We start from the raw sequence: 17,851 nt of genomic DNA on the forward strand, positions 1-17,851 counted from the left end.
CCAATCGCCCTCACCCCGACCCTCTCCCGCGGGAAAGGGACAGGGTGAGGGCGTGTTGTTCCCCAGTTGAGCGTCGATTCGCGCGGTTACTCCTGCTCGGGCGAGGCCGACTGCTTCTTGCGCTTCTCTTCCTCGTCTTCCCTTGCTTCTTCTTCGAACGGTTCCGGCTCGGCCGCGAGCGGCTCCGCCGAAAGGGTTTCCGCGCTTTCCGCGTCTTCCCAGTCGGCGGAGAGCCGCTCGGGCGAACCGCGCGGCGGGTAGTCGAGCGTGTCCTCGAGCGCGTCGATTCTCTCGGGCGCGAGCCGGGGGAAGGGGAATTGGCCGGACCGGCGCCAGGATTTCACTTCCTGGACGACCTCGCGGCCCAGCTCCTGGTCCAGCCCGCCGTCGCGGCCCATGTAGAGGGTCTGTGAGGGGAAGGCGAAGCTGGAGCCTGACTCGGCGACGATATCGCTGATCCGAAGCAGAACGTCTTCGCGAATGGCGAAGTACTCGTTCCATTCGCGCGTCAGGGCGTAGACCCGGATCTCGATGTCGAGCGAGGAGTCGCCATAGCCCGCGAAACGCACGCGGACCGTGTCGCCGTCGATCTTGGGATGGGCGTGGAACATCTCGCGCATCTTGACCAGGGCGTAGCGGAGCTGATCGGGGTCGGTCTCGTAGCGCAGCCCGATCTTCGAGCCGATCAGCATGCGGTCGCAGCGCGCCCAGTTTATGATCTCCATGTCGGCGAACTTGGCGTTGGGCACCGAGATCAGGGTACGGTCGAGGGCCCGGATCTGGGTCGAGCGCAGTCCGATCGTCTCGACCGTCCCGGTCTGGCCGCCAAAGGAGCAGAAGTCGCCGACGCGCACCGGCTTGTCGAAGTAGAGAATCAGGCCGCCGATCAGATTCTCCAGCGTCGGCCGGACGGCGAGCGCGACCGCGAGGCCGCCGACGCCGAGGCCGGCCAGCAGCGGGACGATGTCCGCGCCCAGCCCCTGCAGGCCGTCGAGCAGGATCCAGACGCCGATCACGGTGCCCAAAAGGCGCGCCAGGATCCGCAGCAGGCTGGCGTCGACGCCGCCTTCGCTGACCCAGGGCGTGGCGATGATCGTCTCGATCACGGCTTTGAGGAGATTCCAGACCGCCCAGGCCAGCATGGCGAAGATCACGATCTGGCCGATCGCCACGACGGTCGCCAGGACGTCGCCCGTGATGTTGAGGCCCTGGTCGATGAAGTCGCCCACCGCCTCCACGATCGCCGCGATGACGAGGGGGACGAGCACCATGCTCCACTCTCTCAGGGGCGGCGGGCGTCTCGCCGCGTATCCCTTGACGAGGCGATAAACCAGAAAGGCCGCCGCGGCCAAGACCGGCAAGCAGAGAAAGAGGGCGAGCCACTGCCAGAGTGTCTGCTCGCCATGGAGGGCCATCATCCAATCCGGCAGGGCGCCGATCCAGGCGCTGAGGGGGTCGGCGCCGGGTATCAGGTATCCCGGCGTCGTGATGTAGAACTCGTAGAACCCGGGGGACAGACCGGGCGAGAGATAGTTGTCCGTGACCCCCTGAAATCCCGTAGGGCGATAGGGCAGGTCGCGAACGTCCGTGTAGTAGTCGCGAATACGGCGAAGCGTATCCGCGCTGAAAAGGAAGCGCCCCTGGTTCTCTCCTTCGACGACCTCCACGATATCGATCTGCGTGTAGGGGAATCGCCAGCGGAGCGGGCCGGGCGTTCGCGCGAAAAACCCGCTTGCGCCCCCGCGCGCCGCAGCGACCATCTGTTCGTTCGGAACGGTATCGATCGGCGGTGGGTGCATGCGGTCGATGATCTCTTTCAGCTTCAGAACGGTTTCGAGGCTGAAATCTTCACGGAGGGCCTCCGGCACCATGCTCAGGTCGAGCGTGTTCGCGGCGCGCTGCAGGAGGCCGCTGGCCCGTGACTCAATCGCCCGCGCTTCCTCACGGGTTATCTCCGGCGGAGTCGCGTTCAGCTTGGCGTGCGCTTCCATAACCAGGGTGTAGGCCCGGTTCACGCTATCCAAGAAGCCTTCAAGCGTGGCTCTCGGGCTCGAGGTGTCGGTCGCCTTAAGGCGGTCCCTCAGTTCACTGTCCCGTGCAACAACGCTCTCGTGCCAATTGCGGAACTCCTCGTAAATGCCGGCTGGCGCTCCCGGCTTCAACGGCAGGTGTCTGGCGTTCCTGTAGAGCCGCGCCACCCGTTCCACGGTGTTGGCAGAGAAGAGAAACTCGCCCGCCCGTACGCCCTCTTCGACCCGGGCGATCGTGATCCTGGTGCCGGGAAGGGTCCACTGTGTGACGGCGCCCTCGGCAACCTCGGCGGTGCCTGGGATCTCCTCGTCGGGCGGTATTGCGACGCGTCCCAGAACCTCAGACAGCAGCAAAACGCGTTGCGTCTGCACCGACCAAGCGTGGCCGTTGGGCGTGGCGCTGAAATCGAGAGCCTCCATCGCGCGCAGCCAAGCCCGGTGGTACAAGGCACCCTGTTCATCCTGGCGCCAGCCCTCGATGACGGTGCTCGCGTCCTGGAGAAAGCTCCGCAGGGTGTCGCGTGGGCTTACCGTATTGGCCGGCCTCAGAGGTTCCGGATCATAAAAGCCGTCTCTGTACTGCGCGGCGGCCGACGACGCGTAGGCGGCCGATCCGAGCAAGAGCAGTCCGAGCAGGACCGGCAAGGCGCGACGCCATGGCGACCGCCGGTTCATGACCCTCCACCCTGAATTTCACCCAAACTCTGCTCCTGCCTCTGTTTCGGATCGGGTCGCGCGGGCGCCGAGCGCCTCGAACCGGCGACGGGGCCGGGCGGCCCTCATGGCGCCTGGGCGGCCTTTTCGACCGAGAAGGCTTCGCCGAACAGGGCCCGGACGCGGCCGCTCCCGTCGAGGCGGAACCGCAGCAGGCCCGTATCGGCCGCCTCTTGCGGGCTGAGTGTGCCGGCGAGCAGGGCAACGACGGTGTCGTAGGAGGTCACCGCCACCGGCGTGCCGTCCCGAGGGGCGTCGGCGTGCACCTGGACGCCGAAGGCTTGTGCGCCGCCGATCTCGGTGACCCGATAGTCCGTCCACAATTGCTGGCCGGCGAGGATCAGGTAGAAATCGGTCATTGCGGCCTCGGGCGCGAGTTCGAGACGGCCGCCCAGGTCCCGCATCGCCCCTGTCGCCCGCGCCAGACCGAACAGTCCGCGCTCGAGCCGGCTGTCCGCCAGCCGCCCCTCGGAACGGGCCCGCGCCGTCGCCGCCGCCACCTCCAGCGACCCCGGATAGGTCGGTTCGAAGAACGACCCCACGCCGGTCTGGTGGAAGGTGCATGCCAGACCCGGCGCCGCGGGAAACGCCAGGAAGATCAGGGCCGCGGCGAGGGTCGGGATCACCTTCGAGGACATGGATTTCACTCGATCGGGCTCTAGGCGGCCGGGCTGTCTTTCTTCGCCGCGTCCAGAGCCGCCTGGAGCTTTTCCTGCTTGTCGTGGGTCAGCGAGGTCTGGAGCACGACGCCGCCGGTGCCTTCGAGCTCTTCCAGCACCTTGTCCGGGGTCACCTTGCGCACCAGCACGAAGAGCGCCGAGCTGCCGTTGTTGAAGCCGCTCGCGATTTCCCGCATGAAGTTATCGTTGATGCCGACGTCGGAGAGCGCCCCGCTGATGGCGCCCGCCGAGGCGCCGGCCGCCATGCCGAGCAGGGGGTTGAGGAAAAGAATCCCGATCAGCGTGCCCCAGAACCCGCCGGAGATGGCGCCCGAGGCGGTCAGGTTGTGGATCTGGTTCAGTTTGACCTTGCCGTTCTCGTCCTTGCTGGCGACGACGGCGTCTTCCAGGTCGATCAGGTACTCCCGCTGCAGCTTGAGCAGCTTCAGGCGCACTTCCTCCGCCTTATGCACATCGTCGTACTCGATAACCACAAGCTCCGCCATGGACCTCTCCCTTCGCGTCTCGCCGCTCCCGCCCCCGTCGGCGCCCAGCTCTACGGACCCTAGAGCAGAACGCGGTCAAATGGAATCGCTGTGGGCGATCCATTCATCGCGTGAAACGGCTCTAGACGAAGGTCACGCGGCCCGCGCGCACGTCGTACATGGCGCCCGCCAGTCCGATGGCGCCGCTGTCCGCCATGTCCCGCAGGATGGCGCTGCGCTCGCGGATCCGCGCCAGGGTCAGGGTCACGTTCTTGCTGGCGACCGCCTGGACGAAGGCTGGGTTCTTGGACGAGCGGTCGGCGTCGAAGCCTTCGACCGCCGCCACCGCCGGCTTGATGTTGGCCAGGGTCTTGGTCAGGTTGCCCAGCACGACGTCGTCGCAGGCGCCCTTGACCGCACCGCACTCGGTGTGGCCGAGCACCACGACCAGCTTGGCCCCGGCAGCCGCGCAGGCGAACTCGAGGCTGCCCAGCAGGTCGTCGTTGATGAAGTTGCCGGCGATCCGCGCGCTGAAGATATCGCCGATGCCCTGGTCGAAGATCAGTTCGTTGGGCGCCCGGGAATCGATGCAGCCGACCACCGCGGCGAAGGGAAACTGGCCTTCGCCGGTCGCCCGGACCTGGGCCAGGTAGTCGCGCTTCAGCATCTGGCCCTTGGCGAAGCGGGCGTTGCCGTCCTTCAGCTTCTGGAGCGCCTTCTGCGGCGTCATGGCCGCCTGGCTCTCCCTGGTCTGGGTCATGGCCTCGTGGTGCCCGGCGCGCGCGGCGCCCAGGCCCAGGCCCGTAGCCGCGCCGGCCGCGAAGAGCGAAACGCCGGCCTGCCTCAGGAAATGCCTGCGGCCGTCATCCTTCGTCGTCATTATGGTCCTTTCCCTTCCCTGGTTGTATCCCGCCGAAGCATAGACACGCTTCGCGATCATACTAGACGCTCCGCGGCCAGTGGGACCATACCGGAGGCGGTCACTGCTCGAGAGAGGCTATAGTGAGAACACAAACCGGAGTGTTTCTAGAACCTCAGGGCGATCCAATCAAAACGATAAGGAGCAAGGGGTATGGCAAAAGCGATTCTGGAGACCGCGCGGAGCTTTTTCGAAGTCTGTGAGAGCGGCAGGGGCTGGGAGGCTTGCAAGCCCTACTGCCGGGAGGACGCGACCTTCTCGGCCCAGGCCGATGCCCTGGCCGATGTGACCACCTTGGAGGCCTACGCCGATTGGATGAAGGGCCTGCTCTCGATCCTGCCGGACGGCCACTACGAGCTGAAGTCTTTCGCGGTGGATGCTGAACGGGATTCGGTCTGCGCCTTCGCTGTGTTCCACGGCACCCACACGGGTGACGGCGGTCCGGTACCGCCGACAGGCAAGAAGGCCGCGGCCGACTACGTGTACAACATGGACTTCGAGGACGGCCGGATCGTCCACATGACGAAAATCTGGAACGACGGCCATACCCTGCGCGACCTGGGCTGGACGTGAACGGCGACAGACGGACTCCGGCTGGGGCCAAGGGTGTTGGTCTCGAGGACCAACTAGGTGGAGACACTCGTGCAGGCCGCGGCCGATAGGTTCCGCGTCCGATCGGCGCCCGGCCGCGGAAGTCGACAAGGTTGAGCCAGGTTCGCCGATGTTGCTCCCGCGACGCCCGCCCGTTAGCTATGCTTACGAAATCCGTTAGTCTTTGTCGCTTTTCGTTATAAGCGGTTACGGATATCTTATTTCCCTGATCTCCAAAATCGGGACTTAACGTGTGTCGGCTCCGGGCAGGCAAATCGACGTAGCGGTCTGGCGTGGCGACGCGAAGGGCGGGCGTTTCCAGTCCTTCTCGGTGCCGCGCTACGACAGTCAGACCGTGCTCGACGTGGTCGCCTGGATCCAGCAGGAGGCCGACCCGAGCCTCAGCTACCGCTTCGCCTGCCGGGTCGGCATGTGCGGCTCCTGCGCCATGACGGTGAACGGCCGGCCGCGCTGGACCTGCCGGACCCACGTCGAGAAGGTGCTCGACGGCGGCCGAATCCAGATCGCCCCCCTGCGCAATCTGCCGGTGATCAAGGACCTCGCGGCCGACATGGACCCCTTCTTCGAGAAGTGGGTGGCGGCCGAGGGGGTGTTCCACCCGACCGCGGGACGCGGCGACGCGGTGCCGGCGATCAGCCCGGAAGCGGCCGAACGCGCCGAGGCCGACGCCGGGATCGAGTGCATCAACTGCGCGATCTGCTACGCCGCCTGCGACACGGTGGCGGGCAACCCGGCGTTCCTGGGCCCGGCCGCGCTGAACCGGGCCTGGACCCTGGTCAACGACGCCAAGGACGGCGCCCGCCAGGAGATCCTCGACGCGGTCGGCGGCCGCGGCGGCTGCCACAACTGTCACTCTATGGGCAGTTGCGCCAACGCCTGCCCCAACGGCCTCAATCCCATGACCGCGATCGCCGGCCTTAAGCGCGCGACGGTGAAGTCCTTCTGGCGCGGAGGGCGCTGAGATGCTCGACCTCCGGCTCTACCTGCTGCAGCGGCTCTCGGCCCTGGTCATGGCGCCGCTCGTCATCGGTCACATCGCGGTCATGATCTACGCCGTCCAGGGCGGGCTGAGCGCGGCCGAGATTCTCGGGCGGACCCAGGGCTCGCTCGGCTGGGCCCTGTTCTACGGCACCTTCGTGCTCGCCGTGTCGGTCCACGGCGCGATCGGGCTCCGGGTGATCGCCCACGAGTGGCTCGGCATCAAGGGTCTGCCCCTCAACGCTCTAGCCTGGACCGTCTTCCTCGGCCTCCTCGTCCTGGGCGCCCGGGCCGTCTGGGCCGTGACCACGGGAGGGGCCCCGTGACCCGATACGTGATCCGGCCGCACCGCCGGCACCCGCTCTGGGCCGCCTTCATTCTGCACCGCGTGTCGGGCCTGCTCCTGGCGCTCTTCCTGCCGCTGCATTTCTGGGTGCTGGCGCTGGCGCTGAACGACCCGGCGGCCCTCGACGGCTTCCTCGCCTGGAGCGAGCGCCCCGCGGTGAAGGCCGCCGAGTTTGGGCTGGTCTTCCTGCTCGCGGCGCACTTCTTCGGCGGGCTGCGGCTGCTGGCTCTGGAGCTGCTGCCCTGGACGGCGCGGCAGAAGACCCTGGCGGCCGGCGCGGTCGGACTCTCGGTGCTGGTGTCCGGCACCTTCCTGCTGCAGGCTGTCTGACCATGGCGACGAAAGGCGACCTGGAGCGGCACGACACCGACATCCTGATCATCGGGACCGGCGGCGCCGGGCTTTTCGGCGCGCTGCACGCCCAGCAGGCCGCGCCCGAGGCCAGGATCACCCTCGCGGTCAAGGGCCTGATCGGCAAGTGCGGCTGTACGCGTATGGTCCAGGGCGGCTACAACGTCGCGCTCGGCCCCGGCGATTCGGTCGAGCGGCATTTCATGGACACCATCATCGGCGGCAAGTGGCTGCCTGACCAGGACATGGCCTGGCGGCTCTGCGAGCAGGCGGTGGTCCGCGTGCGCGAGCTGGAGAACGAGATCGGCTGCTTCTTCGACCGCCACGCCGACGGCAGCCTGCACCACAAGGCCTTCGCCGGGCAGACCGCCGACCGCACGGTGCACAAGGGCGATCTGACCGGCATCGAGATCATCAACCGGCTGATGGAGCAGGTGCTCGCCCGCCCGGTCGAGAAGCTGCAGGAGCATCGGGCGATCGGCCTGGTGCCGACCCGGGACGGCGCCGCCTTGGCCGGCGTGCTCTTCATCGACATGCGTACGGGCCGCTTCCGCCTGGTGCGCGCCAAGGCGGTGCTCATGGCCACGGGCGGCGGGCCGACCATGTACAAGTACCACACGCCCTCGGGCGACAAGGCGATGGACGGGCTCGCCATGGCGCTGCGCGCGGGCCTGCCGCTGCGCGACATGGAGATGGTGCAGTTCCACCCGACCGGGCTTCTGGCCGGCGACCACTCCAAGATGACCGGGACCGTGCTGGAGGAAGGCCTGCGCGGGGCTGGCGGCCACCTGCTCAACGCCGCCGGCGAGCGCTTCCTCTTCGCGTACGACCCCAAGGGCGAGCGCGCGACCCGCGACGTGGTCAGCCGGGCGATCTACGACGAGATGCGCCGCAACAACGATCCGGACCAGGTCGGCGTGTTCATCTCCATGGCGCATCTGGGGCCGGAAAACGTCGCCCGGAAGTTCAAGGGCATGGTCAAGCGCTGCGCCGACTGCGGCTTCGACCTGGCGGGCGGCCGGGTCGAGGTGGTCCCGACCGCCCACTACCTGATGGGCGGCGTCGTGGTCGACCCGGACACCCGCACGGCACTGGAGGGGCTCTACGTCGCCGGCGAGGACTCGGGCGGCGCGCACGGCTCCAACCGCCTGGGCGGCAACGGGGTTGCGAACTCGACCGTCTACGGCGGGATCGCCGGCGAAACCATGGGCGCCGACATCCGGCGCGTCGGCGCCCTGCGCGACCCGGACGAAGAGGTCCTGGCGGCAGAGATCGCGCGGGCGAGCGCGCCTTTCGGCAAGCCGGCGGGCTCGCTCCGGCCGCTGCGCCGCGCCCTGCTGGACGCCATGTGGGACCACGTCGGCGTGGTGCGCTCGGCGGCGGGGCTGGAGCGGGGGCTCGCGCAGATCGCGGGCATCGCGGACGAGCTCGGCGAGACCGGGGTCGCGGACGACAACCGGGCCTTCAACCTGACCTGGCACGACTGGCTGAACTTGGCCTCGCTGGCCGAGACCTCCGCGGTCATCGCCCGGGCGGCCCTGGCGCGGGAGAACTCGCGCGGCGCGCACCACCGCGAGGACTTCCCCGAGGAGGGCGATCTCGAGGCCAGCTACTTCACCGTGGCGCGGCAGGCGGGCGACGCGCTCTCGGTGACCCGCGAGCCGGTCAAGTTCACCATCGTCCGGCCGGGCGAGACCGTTCTGCCCGAGGGCGAGCCGGAAACCCTGGTGGCGGAGCCGCCGCAACGAGAGAGGGAGTCCGCGGCATGATCCCCCTGGACCTGATCCAGTCGACCGCCGAGAGGCTGATGGCGAAGGCGGCGATCGAGATCCCGGAAGACTACCTGGCGGGCCTAAAGCAGGCGGCCCGCGAGGAGGACGGCGATCTCTCCGCCTTCGTGCTCCAGGCCATGCTGGAGAACTACGAGGCCGCCAAGGAGGACCGCCGGGCTATGTGCGGCGATACCGGCTGCCCGCGCTGGTACGTCAAGATGGGCAACGAGGCGCGGATCGAGGGCGGCCCCGTGGCGCTGGAGCAGGCTCTGCGCCGGGCGACGGCGAAGGCGACCAGCGACGTGCCGCTGCGCCCGAACCGGGTGCACCCGCTGTGGCGCACCGACCACGACAACAACGTCGGTATCCAGGCGCCGGAGATCGAGTACGCCTTCGAGCCCGAGGGCGACTGGATCGACCTGATCACGGTGCACAAGGGCGGCCTCTTCGGCACCGACTACCGCATGCTCTTCCCTTCGGACGGGATCGAGGGCATCAAGCGCTTTTATCTCGACAGCCTGGTCGCCTTCGGCAAGCGGGGCCTGGCCTGCCAGCCGGCGATCATCGGCATCGGCCTGGGCGGATCGAAGGACGCCTGCATGGTGCTCGGCAAGCGGGCCGCCTGCCTGCGCGTGGTCGGCGACCGCAACCCGGACCCGAAGATTGCCGAGCTCGAGCTGGCCTTCAAGGAGCTCGGAAACTCCATCGGCATGGGCGCCATGGGCTTCGTCGGCAAGTCCATGGTGGTCGACTGCCACATCGAGGTCGGCTACTGCCACACCGGCGGCATGCAGATGAGCGTGCACGCCTTCTGCCTGTCGTCGCGCCGGGCGGTCGCGCGGCTCTGGTCCGACGGCCGGGTCGAGGAGCGCACCGACCCCGAGTGGTTCACCCCTTACCAGCGGCGCGAGACGGTCGACTGGCCGGCCGTCCCGTTGGCGGCGGAGTAGGCCTCATGCCCGGTCCGAAACGCATCCGACTCAGCACGACCCCCACGCGGGAGGCGCTCAAGGCGCTCAAGCTCGGCGACATCGTGCACCTGGACGGGGTGCTCTACACCGGCCGGGAGGGCGTCTACAAGCGCGCCATCGAGGAGGGCCACCCGCTGCCCATGAACCTGCCGGCGGAGAGCGCCGCCAACTTCCACTGCGCGCCGGCGGCGGCCCAGCGCGAGGACGGCAGCTTCGACATGGGCGCGGTCACGGCGACGGCGAGTTTCCGCTTCTCCAAGTGGATCGCCGAGTGGTTCCGCCTGTCGGGCGCCAAGCTGATCATCGGCAAGGGCGGCATGAGCCCGGAGGACTACCGGACCAAGTTCGTGCCCAACGGCGCGCTCTACCTGACCACGGTCGGCTACGGCACCGGCGCGCTGCTCGGCCGCGGGATCAAGTCGGTCAAGGGGCTGCACTGGCGCGAGGAGCTGGGCCTCGCCCAGGCCATGTGGGTGATGGAGGCCGAGAACATGGGGCCCTTCCTGGTCGCCTCGGACATGGAGGGCAACTGCCTCTTCGAGCGCGAGAACGCCAAGATCGCCGCCGGCCTGGAGAAGGCCTACGAGGGCACGCGCCCGGCCGTCCTGAAGCGCTTCGGCGAAACCGACGACCGGACCGACGAGCTGATCGGCTAGTGGACGGTTGCAAGGTTTCGAGCCCTTGATCGACGTCATCCTTCGACAAGCTCAGGATGAGGGTAGGTAACTGAACCATTTCGCCCTCACCCGCGCGAAGCGCCGGGCTACGCCCCTTGTCGAAGGGTGATGGTGGCGGTTAGCGCTTACTTGGCAGCCGCTAGATCGGTTAGCGCGCCGGCGGATCGCCGTCGAAGCGGCCTATCTCCGCCGCTTTCAGCAGATGGTTCAGGAGGCGGTCCAGCACCGGGAGCTTGACGCTGTCGGAACGGGCGAGCAGTCCCAGCACCCGCGGTTCCGGTCCCGGGGAAAGCGCGATCCGCTTGAGGGGCAGGGAATTCGGCGCGGCCACGGCCTGCCTGGGAACAATGGAGACCCCAAGGTTGGCGTGGACCAGGCTGGAAATGATGCCGAGGTCGGAGATTTCCATGCTCTCCGTCACCTCGATGCCTCGTGCCTGCAGCCAGGCCTCGATCTGGGCGCCGACCACGGCCTGACGCGAAAAGCGGATATAGGGGTTGCTCCGCAGGAGTTCGGCGGGATCGTCGCTCGCCGCCTCTCGGGCGGCCAGCAGCTCGAAGGCCTCGCGCGCGACCTCGCGCCACTCGTGGCGGCGCGGCAGGGGCGCCATGCGCGTGACCAGCGCCGCGTCCAAAGCGCCGCGCTCGACCTGCGCCGCCAGCTCCGTGGTCAGCCCCGGCACGACGCGAACGTGGAGCTCGGCGTGCTCCTTCTTCAGCATGGCGAGCGCGAAGGGCACCATCCCGGTCAAGGTGGTCGGCACCGCGCCGAGGTTGAGCTCGCCCCGGAAGCCGGCCTCGCCAGAAACCGAGGCGAGAATACCGTCGTAGGCCGCGACGATCTCGCGCGCGCGGGCGACCAGGGCCTTGCCGAGCGGCGTCAGCTCGGGCGCCCGGCGGCTCCGGTCGAAGAGCGCGACCTGCCACTCCTCCTCGAGCGCCTTCATCTGCTGGCTGACTGCGGCGTGGGTGACGTGGACCGCCTCGGCGGCGGCGGTGAAGGTGCCCTGATCGGCGACCGCGATCAGGGTCCGGAGATTGCGGATCGACATTCCGGTCTTGTAAGCGAAACCTTCAATTCACTCAAACAACAGCCGCTTTCGTAAATCCAGACTTACGCTGGACCTCAGCCCCGCCCCGACCGATCCCCCTTTTTCTCGTCATGGCCGGACTTGATCCGGCCATCCAGGAAGACCGAGGCCGTCGTGCCCCTGGCCCTGGATGCCCGGATCAAGTCCGGGCATGACGATCAAGGGGTTGCGCGACTTCTAGATCGCAATCGAGAAGCCGCCGTCGATCGGGATCGCCGTGCCGGTGATGAAGTCCGAGGCGGGGCTGGCCAGGAAGACCGCCAGGCCGGCCATGTCCTCGATCGTGCCCCAGCGCCCCGCCGGGGTGCGGGCCAGGACCTTCTCGTTGAGACCCTGCACCTCTCTGCGGGCGTTGCGGGTCAGGTCGGTGTCGATCCAGCCGGGCAGGAAGCAGTTTACCTGGATGTTGTCCGGCGCCCATGCGGTGGCGAGTGAGCGGGTCAGCTGCATGATGCCGCCCTTGGAGGCGCCGTAGGGTGAGCCCCAGGGCGAGCCGAACAGCGAAAGCATGGAGCCGTTGTTGAGCACCTTGCCGCCGCCGGCCGCCTTCAACGCCGGGTAGCACGCCTTGGCGCAGAGGAAGGCGCTGGTCAAGTTGGTATCCAGGACCAGATGCCAGTCCTCTTCCGAGAGTTCCTCCGGCCGCTTGCGGACGTTGGTGCCGGCGTTGTTGACCAGGATGTGGAGCCCGTCGAACTCGGCCGTGACCGCCTCGACCGTCGCGGCGACCGCGTCGGCGTCGCGCACGTCGGCCTCGAAGGCGGCCGCTCGGGCGCCCAGGGTGGCGAGGGCCTCGACCGCCGCCGCGTTCTTGGCCGCGTTGCGCCCGACCACGGCGACGGCCGCGCCGGCCTCGGCCAGGCCGCGCGCCATGCCGAGGCCGATGCCGCCGTTGCCCCCGGTCACGACCGCCACCTTGCCGGATAGATCGAAGAGTTGCATGGATCCTTGCCCCCGAATTTGCGATCACATGAGGCTAGTGCAGGAGCGGCTCGAAGGGAAACGCCTCGATGCGCGCGGTATTCAGGAGAAGGACCGCTTCGGCCTGCCGGTATATGGCTCTAGCCGGTCCATAACACTGTTGAAGACGAGCGGATTCGCGCGCTGAAATGCCATGCCGGGTGGTTGCACCGGCGGGTTGGCTCGAAATCCGCCGTTAGGCGTTGGTTGCCTTCGAGGGTCGAGACGAGAGAGAAGCATGAAGCGCATGGTCTTCGCCGCCGTCGTGGCCGGCGCCTTCGCCGGCGTCTTCCTCGCGCAGGACCGATGGGGCGCGGGCGACCTCCGGGCCCAGGCGCCGCGGGGCGGACCGCCGCCGGAGGCCTTCGCTGCCTGCGACGGCGCGGTCCAAGGCGAGGCCTGCACGATGCGCACGCCCCGGGGCAGCCTCGACGGCGCCTGCCGGGTCACGCCTGGTGAGGGGCGCCTCGCCTGCGTGCCCGAGGGCGGGCCGCCGCAGCGGGGCGGCGGCGAACGGCGGCTGAGAGTCCATACCGTGGTCCAGTCCGAGGGCGATCCGGCGCTCTACCCGGCGACCGCCTGGCCCCAGGGCCGCAGCCGGGCCAACGTCACCGTCGAAGGCGGGTGGCGGGTCATCCGGGCCAACGGCATCCCGAACCACCAGACCGGCGTCTTTCCCAATTCCGGCAACCCGAACCGCATTGCGGAGCAGTCGACCCTGGTGCGCCTGCCGCTCGATCCCGAGATCGCGTCGCGTCCCCTGGTCGTCGGCCCTGGACCCTTCGGGTGGGCCATGAACGGCGTTCCCTTCGAGCCGGTCGCCGCCGAGTACTACCTCGGCCGCCCCTCGACCGGTTGGCGCTACGAGGCGCTGTCCGGCGCGGTTCCCCTCGGGCTCGACGCCAACCACGCCCACGTGCAGCCGAGCGGCGCCTACCACTACCACGGACTCCCGACGCTGCTGCTCGAGGCCTTCGATGTTCCCTCCGACAGGCATTCGCCCTTGATCGGCTGGGCCGCCGACGGTTTCCCGATCTACGCGCTCGCCGGCCATGCCGACCCGAGCGATGCGGGCTCGCCTGTGATCGAGATGACCTCGAGCTATCGCCGAAAGGTCGGCCGGCGCCCGAGCGGCGGGGACAATCCTGGCGGCTACTACGACGGCACCTTCGTCACCGACTACGAATTCCGCGTCGGCAGCGGCACGCTGGACCAATGCAACGGCCGGACCACGGTGACGCCCGAGTTCCCGGAAGGGACCTACGCCTATTTCCTGACCCAGGACTGGCCGGTCATCCCGCGCTGCTTCCGCGCCCCGCCGGTTTCCGGGTTCCGTCGCTGACTAATCGGTCAAATAGGCCTTCAGAAGGGTCGCGCTGTTCCGTTCCTCGTCGCGCGCGGCGTAGACGAAGGTAACCGGGCCTTCGGCGCAGAGCGCCCGCAGCGCGGCGACGGCGTCCGGGTTGGCGTCGAGCTCTGCCCGGTAGCGCTGCTGGAATTCCGGCCAGAGCTCCGGCCGGTGACCGTACCAGCGGCGCAGTTCGGGGCTGGGGGCGATCTCCTTGGTCCAATGGTCGATAGCCGCCTTTTGCTTGGTCAGTCCGCGCGGCCAGAGCCGCTCGACCAGGATGCGGATCCCGTCTCCGGGGTCGGGCGGCTCGTAGGCGCGCTTCAGGGCGATGGTGCTCAAGGGGCTGGCTCCGCTTGCGGCGGCCGGTGGGGCTGACCAGATTCAGGCCATGGCCAAGACCAGAGTCTACTACAACTCGGCCTGCCCGGTCTGCGACGCCGGGATCCGCTTGCAGCGGCGCTCGCTGTCGGGTCGCGAGGCTGAGGTCGAATGGATCGACGTCCACGCCGACAACGCGGCCGCGGCCGAGGTCGGCGGGGATCTGGAGTTCGTGCGCGAGCGTCTCCACGTGGTCGACGGCGCCGGCAGGCTCAGGGTCGGCGCCGAGGCCTTCGTAGCGCTCTGGCGCCTCACGCCGGGGCAGGGCTGGCTGGCGCGGGTCGGCGCCCTGCCCCTGGTCCGCACGCTGTTCCGCTGGGCCTACAACGCCTTCGCCGCCGAGCTCTACCGCTGGAACCGGGCCCGGCGGCGCTGGTAGCCGGCAAGACCGCTATCCCCGCCGCTTGCGTGACTTCAGTGAAAGAAGGAAGCGGGGCAGCTCTCCTCGATGACCCGTTGCTGACGCGATGACAGGGCTGTCAGCATGTCGGTCTCGATGATCTCCTCCAAGAGACGGACCGAAACGCGGAACCGTGGCAGATAGCTGCGGTTGCTCGCGCCGTCCTTGAGCGGGCTGTGGTTGAGGTTCGGGAGCAGATAGGCATTGGCCCTTTGGCGTGCCGGATCGTAGATGATCTTGAACAGCCCGGCGGGAACGGCCACCCCGGCCTCGCAGCGCACCGTGGCGTCGTCATCGTTCGCGTCGCAGATCGACTGCTTCGCCGGGGCCGGAAGCCGGATCTCCGCGCCACAAGGGTTGCTCGTGGCAGGTAGCAGGATCTCGTCGCCGCTGGCTGGCTGATAGACCGGGCCGCTGATCACATAAATCACGCCGCGCGAACGAGCCACATCTCGGACCAAGCCTTCGAGACCGGACCACACACCGCTGTTGAAGCCGGCCCCGATCTGCGGCAAGGCGTTGGAGTAGACGAAGGTGCCCTTCATCATATCGAGGTCGAAGTTGTAGTCCTCCGAGGCCGCCTGATGGCCCCGCGCAAAGCTGCTGTTTGTGTAGTCCTGATTCCTCGCGCGGCGGTCCCTGGGCGCCGCTCTTTCCTGCACGAAGCTTTTCTTGGGCCGGTGATTGTCGCCGCTGACCTGCTCGGCCGTCATCCTTTGCAGCACCCAGTCGGGGGTCTTGGTCGTGTTGTTGTGGAGGGTGAGAAATCCGTCGTGGCAGACATGAACGAAGTCGCCTTCGCCGAAGTCCTTCTCAATGCCGGGCAGCCCGATCTCTTCCCAGAGTTCTCGGCAGGTCTCCGGGTCGGTCACCTCCTGGGCCCCGGCCGAGCCGAGCAGGGCAGCTGCAAGGATCGGAACGGCCGAACAGATCGCCAATTGAGTCTTTCGGAACACGGCTCGCCTACTCCATGCCTAACCCGGCTGTTGCGGAGCGTCTGGCTTCTTGTCGCCCTGCTTGCCCTTGTCCTTTTGACTGCCGACCGCCTTGGACACCACGAAGCTGCCGCCGCTGATGCCCAGGAGACCGAGCACGTTTGTCGGGATCTCCACGAAGGCGCCGGTCTCGATACAGAGCAGGAGGTAGAGTCCCGCGATGACGAAAGTGAAGATCAGGAACTGAAAGCGGGAGAGGCTCGCTTTCTGGCCCAGTTCTCTGTTGTTCGGGTCGATCGGTTCGGAGACCAGGCCCTTCAGGTCGATCTTGTTCGTGACGATCAACCAGAGGACCGTGGCGGCGAAGCCCAGCAAAATGACGGTGATGGCAATAAAGCCAATGTGCGATATGTCCGGCGCGTTCATCGTCTTCTCCAGCACTATGATTTGAAGAGTTTGCCCGCCAAATAGAGGCCGTTGCTGCCCACCAAGACGGCCAACAGGCTCTCGGGCACATCGGGAAGGGATGGCTTGTTTTCCGCGTTCATGACCGGCCCGCTATCCAGGACGAGGAGGGCGTAGCCGCCGATTATCAGCAGGAAGGCGATCAAGGACTGCACCCTGGAGGGGAGATAGGCGGGCGTGTCCTGCGCGTTACCGGGCGATCCCTGCTCCCTGAACAGGCCGTTTAGTCTGATCTCGCCGGTCAGTGCCTTGAGCAGCACGACACCGATGAGCAGGAACAGCCATACGATCAGGCCGCTCTTCAAGACTGCCGCCGCCGTCTCCATCCCGTTGTCAGTTTCCCGCGAGCGTCCGCAGCGCCGCACAAGTAATTTAGAGATCCACTAATACAATCAACTATCGCGTAGACTCAGCGAGATTGCAATCGCTTGTAGTCAACGCTGTCCGAATGCTGGTCTTCTCTAAAGTCGCGCCCGGCACAATTCTTCCCGCCTCCAAACCGCACCCCGCGGCTCGCTCTGCACCCTGGAACCAGTGGAACCCCGCCTGCTAGCATGACCTTTGCCTTGTCATCACGATAGTAAGTGGAGTGTGCAATGCGGCCCGAGAACTTCTTCAACCTGGACGACCTGGAGGGCGGGATCTCGCGCGAGCTGGCGCCGGGGATCACGACGACGGTCTACAGCGGCGACCAGGCGATGATCTCCATCGTCCGCTTCGAGCCCAACCGCAAAGGCACGCTACATCACCACCCCGAGGAGCAGTGGGGCTTCTGCATCCAGGGCTCGGCGACCCGTTTCCAGGGCGATCTGACCGTGCCAGTCGCCAAGGGCGATTTCTGGCGCACGCCGGGCAACGCGCCGCACACCATGGAATCGGGTCCCGAGGGTGTTACGGTGATCGACGTCTTCGCGCCACCGCGCAAGGCCTACGAGAAGGCCGGTTCCGGCTTCGCCGCGGCGGAAGACTGACGCTCTCGGAGACATTCAGGACAGGAAGCGCTTGATCCACTCCGCGTAGTCGGACGCCCGCGTCGCGCGGGCCGTCAGCTCTTTCGACGCGAGGCCCTTCAGCTCGGCGGGCGGCGTGCCGTCCCTCAGCGCCTTCAGCGTGTCGTGGATCGCCTGGGTCGCGGCGGCGAAGGGCTGGTGGCCCTGCAGACAGATGCGCACGCCGAGACGGGCCAGGGCCTCGCGGTCGGTGAAGCCGGGGCCGAGAATCAGCGGCCGCTCGAGCTCGGCGGCCGCCGCCTCCAGCTCCGCCCCCGGCTTGATGCCCAGGAGGAAGATGGCGTCGGCCCCGGCCCGCTCGTAGGCCTTGGCCCGGGCGATGGCGTCCTCGACCCCGGTGATCCCGGCCGCCGAGGTGCGCCCGACGATGACCAGCCCGGGGTCGCCGCGCGCGGCGACGGCCGCGGCGATCTTGCCGACGCCCTCCTCCTGGGTGATCAGCGCCGTCTCGCCGGTCCCGAAGCCCCGGGGAAGGGCCGTGTCCTCGATGGTCAGCCCGGCGATCCCGGCCGCTTCCAGCTCCTCGACCGTGCGCATGACGTTGAGCGCGTTGCCGTAGCCGTGATCGGCGTCCGCCAGCAGCGGAAGCCCCGAGGCCCGCGAGATGCGGTGCGCTTGCCCGGCGAACTCGGTGAGGGTGAGCAGGATCAGGTCGGGCGCGCCGAGCACGGTCAGCGCGGCGGTAGAGCCGGCGTACATGCCCATCTCGAAGCCGAGATCCTCGGCGATCCGCGCCGAGACGGGGTCG

At 67.8% G+C, this 17,851-nt stretch carries 21 protein-coding genes; 10 read left to right on the forward strand and 11 right to left on the reverse strand.

Features of this window, described 5'->3' with window-relative positions:
* Nucleotides 1–86 precede the first annotated feature (86 nt).
* The 4 genes from QNJ67_09660 to QNJ67_09675 all read right to left on the reverse strand — a co-directional run bounded on the left by QNJ67_09660 (nt 87) and on the right by QNJ67_09675 (nt 4,768).
* A complete protein-coding gene (locus tag QNJ67_09660) occupies nt 87–2,705 on the reverse strand; it encodes a mechanosensitive ion channel (protein ID MDJ0609230.1) in 2,619 nt (872 codons plus the stop codon).
* Between the two features lie 104 nt (nt 2,706–2,809).
* A complete protein-coding gene (locus QNJ67_09665) occupies nt 2,810–3,382 on the reverse strand; it encodes a hypothetical protein (GenBank protein MDJ0609231.1) in 573 nt (190 codons plus the stop codon).
* A gap of 20 nt (nt 3,383–3,402) precedes the next feature.
* Nucleotides 3,403–3,909 (reverse strand): DUF1269 domain-containing protein, encoded by a 507-nt coding sequence (locus QNJ67_09670; GenBank protein MDJ0609232.1) that lies wholly within the window; start codon nt 3,907–3,909, stop codon nt 3,403–3,405.
* 121 nt (nt 3,910–4,030) lie between these two features.
* The gene (locus QNJ67_09675) at nt 4,031–4,768 is read right to left on the reverse strand and encodes a carbonic anhydrase family protein (protein ID MDJ0609233.1); all 738 of its coding nucleotides are present in this window, start codon (nt 4,766–4,768) and stop codon (nt 4,031–4,033) included.
* A gap of 192 nt (nt 4,769–4,960) precedes the next feature.
* Between QNJ67_09675 and QNJ67_09680 the strand changes: the two genes are divergently transcribed.
* From QNJ67_09680 to QNJ67_09710, 7 genes are all read left to right on the forward strand, one after another.
* Nucleotides 4,961–5,380 (forward strand): ester cyclase, encoded by a 420-nt coding sequence (locus QNJ67_09680; protein ID MDJ0609234.1) that lies wholly within the window; start codon nt 4,961–4,963, stop codon nt 5,378–5,380.
* Between the two features lie 271 nt (nt 5,381–5,651).
* The gene (locus tag QNJ67_09685; GenBank protein MDJ0609235.1) at nt 5,652–6,380 is read left to right on the forward strand and encodes a 2Fe-2S iron-sulfur cluster-binding protein; all 729 of its coding nucleotides are present in this window, start codon (nt 5,652–5,654) and stop codon (nt 6,378–6,380) included.
* A gap of 1 nt (nt 6,381) precedes the next feature.
* Nucleotides 6,382–6,723 carry a succinate dehydrogenase gene (locus QNJ67_09690; protein MDJ0609236.1) on the forward strand — a complete coding sequence of 114 codons (342 nt, stop codon included), beginning with the start codon at nt 6,382–6,384 and terminating at the stop codon, nt 6,721–6,723.
* Nucleotides 6,720–7,073 (forward strand): succinate dehydrogenase, cytochrome b556 subunit, encoded by a 354-nt coding sequence (gene sdhC, locus QNJ67_09695; GenBank protein MDJ0609237.1) that lies wholly within the window; start codon nt 6,720–6,722, stop codon nt 7,071–7,073. The genes QNJ67_09690 and sdhC overlap by 4 nt, the downstream gene beginning before the upstream one ends.
* Nucleotides 7,074–7,075: 2 nt before the next feature.
* The gene (locus QNJ67_09700; GenBank protein ID MDJ0609238.1) at nt 7,076–8,863 is read left to right on the forward strand and encodes an FAD-binding protein; all 1,788 of its coding nucleotides are present in this window, start codon (nt 7,076–7,078) and stop codon (nt 8,861–8,863) included.
* A complete protein-coding gene (locus QNJ67_09705) occupies nt 8,860–9,816 on the forward strand; it encodes a fumarate hydratase (protein MDJ0609239.1) in 957 nt (318 codons plus the stop codon). The genes QNJ67_09700 and QNJ67_09705 overlap by 4 nt, the downstream gene beginning before the upstream one ends.
* 5 nt (nt 9,817–9,821) lie before the next feature.
* Nucleotides 9,822–10,493, forward strand: a complete 672-nt coding sequence (locus QNJ67_09710) for a fumarate hydratase C-terminal domain-containing protein (protein MDJ0609240.1) — start codon at nt 9,822–9,824, stop codon at nt 10,491–10,493.
* 169 nt (nt 10,494–10,662) lie between these two features.
* Here QNJ67_09710 and QNJ67_09715 read toward each other — a convergent pair whose 3' ends face one another.
* Nucleotides 10,663–11,565 carry a LysR family transcriptional regulator gene (locus QNJ67_09715; GenBank protein MDJ0609241.1) on the reverse strand — a complete coding sequence of 301 codons (903 nt, stop codon included), beginning with the start codon at nt 11,563–11,565 and terminating at the stop codon, nt 10,663–10,665.
* A gap of 216 nt (nt 11,566–11,781) precedes the next feature.
* Entirely contained in the window at nt 11,782–12,546 is a 765-nt protein-coding gene (locus QNJ67_09720) for a glucose 1-dehydrogenase (GenBank protein ID MDJ0609242.1), read from the reverse strand.
* Between the two features lie 256 nt (nt 12,547–12,802).
* Here QNJ67_09720 and QNJ67_09725 point away from each other — a divergent pair, with 256 nt between their 5' ends.
* Complete coding sequence (locus QNJ67_09725; protein MDJ0609243.1) at nt 12,803–13,906, forward strand: YHYH protein; 1,104 nt, start codon at nt 12,803–12,805, stop codon at nt 13,904–13,906.
* On the opposite strand, the gene QNJ67_09730 is transcribed toward QNJ67_09725, so the two are convergent.
* Nucleotides 13,907–14,254 (reverse strand): DUF488 domain-containing protein, encoded by a 348-nt coding sequence (locus QNJ67_09730; GenBank protein ID MDJ0609244.1) that lies wholly within the window; start codon nt 14,252–14,254, stop codon nt 13,907–13,909.
* Between the two features lie 49 nt (nt 14,255–14,303).
* On the opposite strand from QNJ67_09730, the gene QNJ67_09735 reads away from it, so the two are divergent.
* On the forward strand, nt 14,304–14,672 hold the full coding sequence (locus tag QNJ67_09735; protein MDJ0609245.1) for a DUF393 domain-containing protein: 369 nt from the start codon (nt 14,304–14,306) through the stop codon (nt 14,670–14,672).
* A 35-nt stretch (nt 14,673–14,707) separates the two neighbouring features.
* Here QNJ67_09735 and QNJ67_09740 read toward each other — a convergent pair whose 3' ends face one another.
* The 3 genes from QNJ67_09740 to QNJ67_09750 are packed head-to-tail and all read right to left on the reverse strand — an operon-like array spanning nt 14,708 to nt 16,419.
* Entirely contained in the window at nt 14,708–15,649 is a 942-nt protein-coding gene (locus tag QNJ67_09740) for a DNA/RNA non-specific endonuclease (protein MDJ0609246.1), read from the reverse strand.
* A gap of 18 nt (nt 15,650–15,667) precedes the next feature.
* Nucleotides 15,668–16,054 carry a hypothetical protein gene (locus tag QNJ67_09745; GenBank protein MDJ0609247.1) on the reverse strand — a complete coding sequence of 129 codons (387 nt, stop codon included), beginning with the start codon at nt 16,052–16,054 and terminating at the stop codon, nt 15,668–15,670.
* 14 nt (nt 16,055–16,068) lie between these two features.
* Nucleotides 16,069–16,419, reverse strand: a complete 351-nt coding sequence (locus tag QNJ67_09750; protein MDJ0609248.1) for a hypothetical protein — start codon at nt 16,417–16,419, stop codon at nt 16,069–16,071.
* Between the two features lie 270 nt (nt 16,420–16,689).
* Between QNJ67_09750 and QNJ67_09755 the strand changes: the two genes are divergently transcribed.
* Nucleotides 16,690–17,064 carry a cupin domain-containing protein gene (locus QNJ67_09755; protein ID MDJ0609249.1) on the forward strand — a complete coding sequence of 125 codons (375 nt, stop codon included), beginning with the start codon at nt 16,690–16,692 and terminating at the stop codon, nt 17,062–17,064.
* Between the two features lie 15 nt (nt 17,065–17,079).
* On the opposite strand, the gene QNJ67_09760 is transcribed toward QNJ67_09755, so the two are convergent.
* Nucleotides 17,080–17,851: isocitrate lyase/PEP mutase family protein (locus QNJ67_09760; GenBank protein MDJ0609250.1), on the reverse strand; the 772-nt coding region annotated here is incomplete at its 5' end.

The organism is Kiloniellales bacterium (genome assembly GCA_030064845.1).
GTDB lineage: Bacteria > Pseudomonadota > Alphaproteobacteria > Kiloniellales > JAKSDN01 > JASJEC01.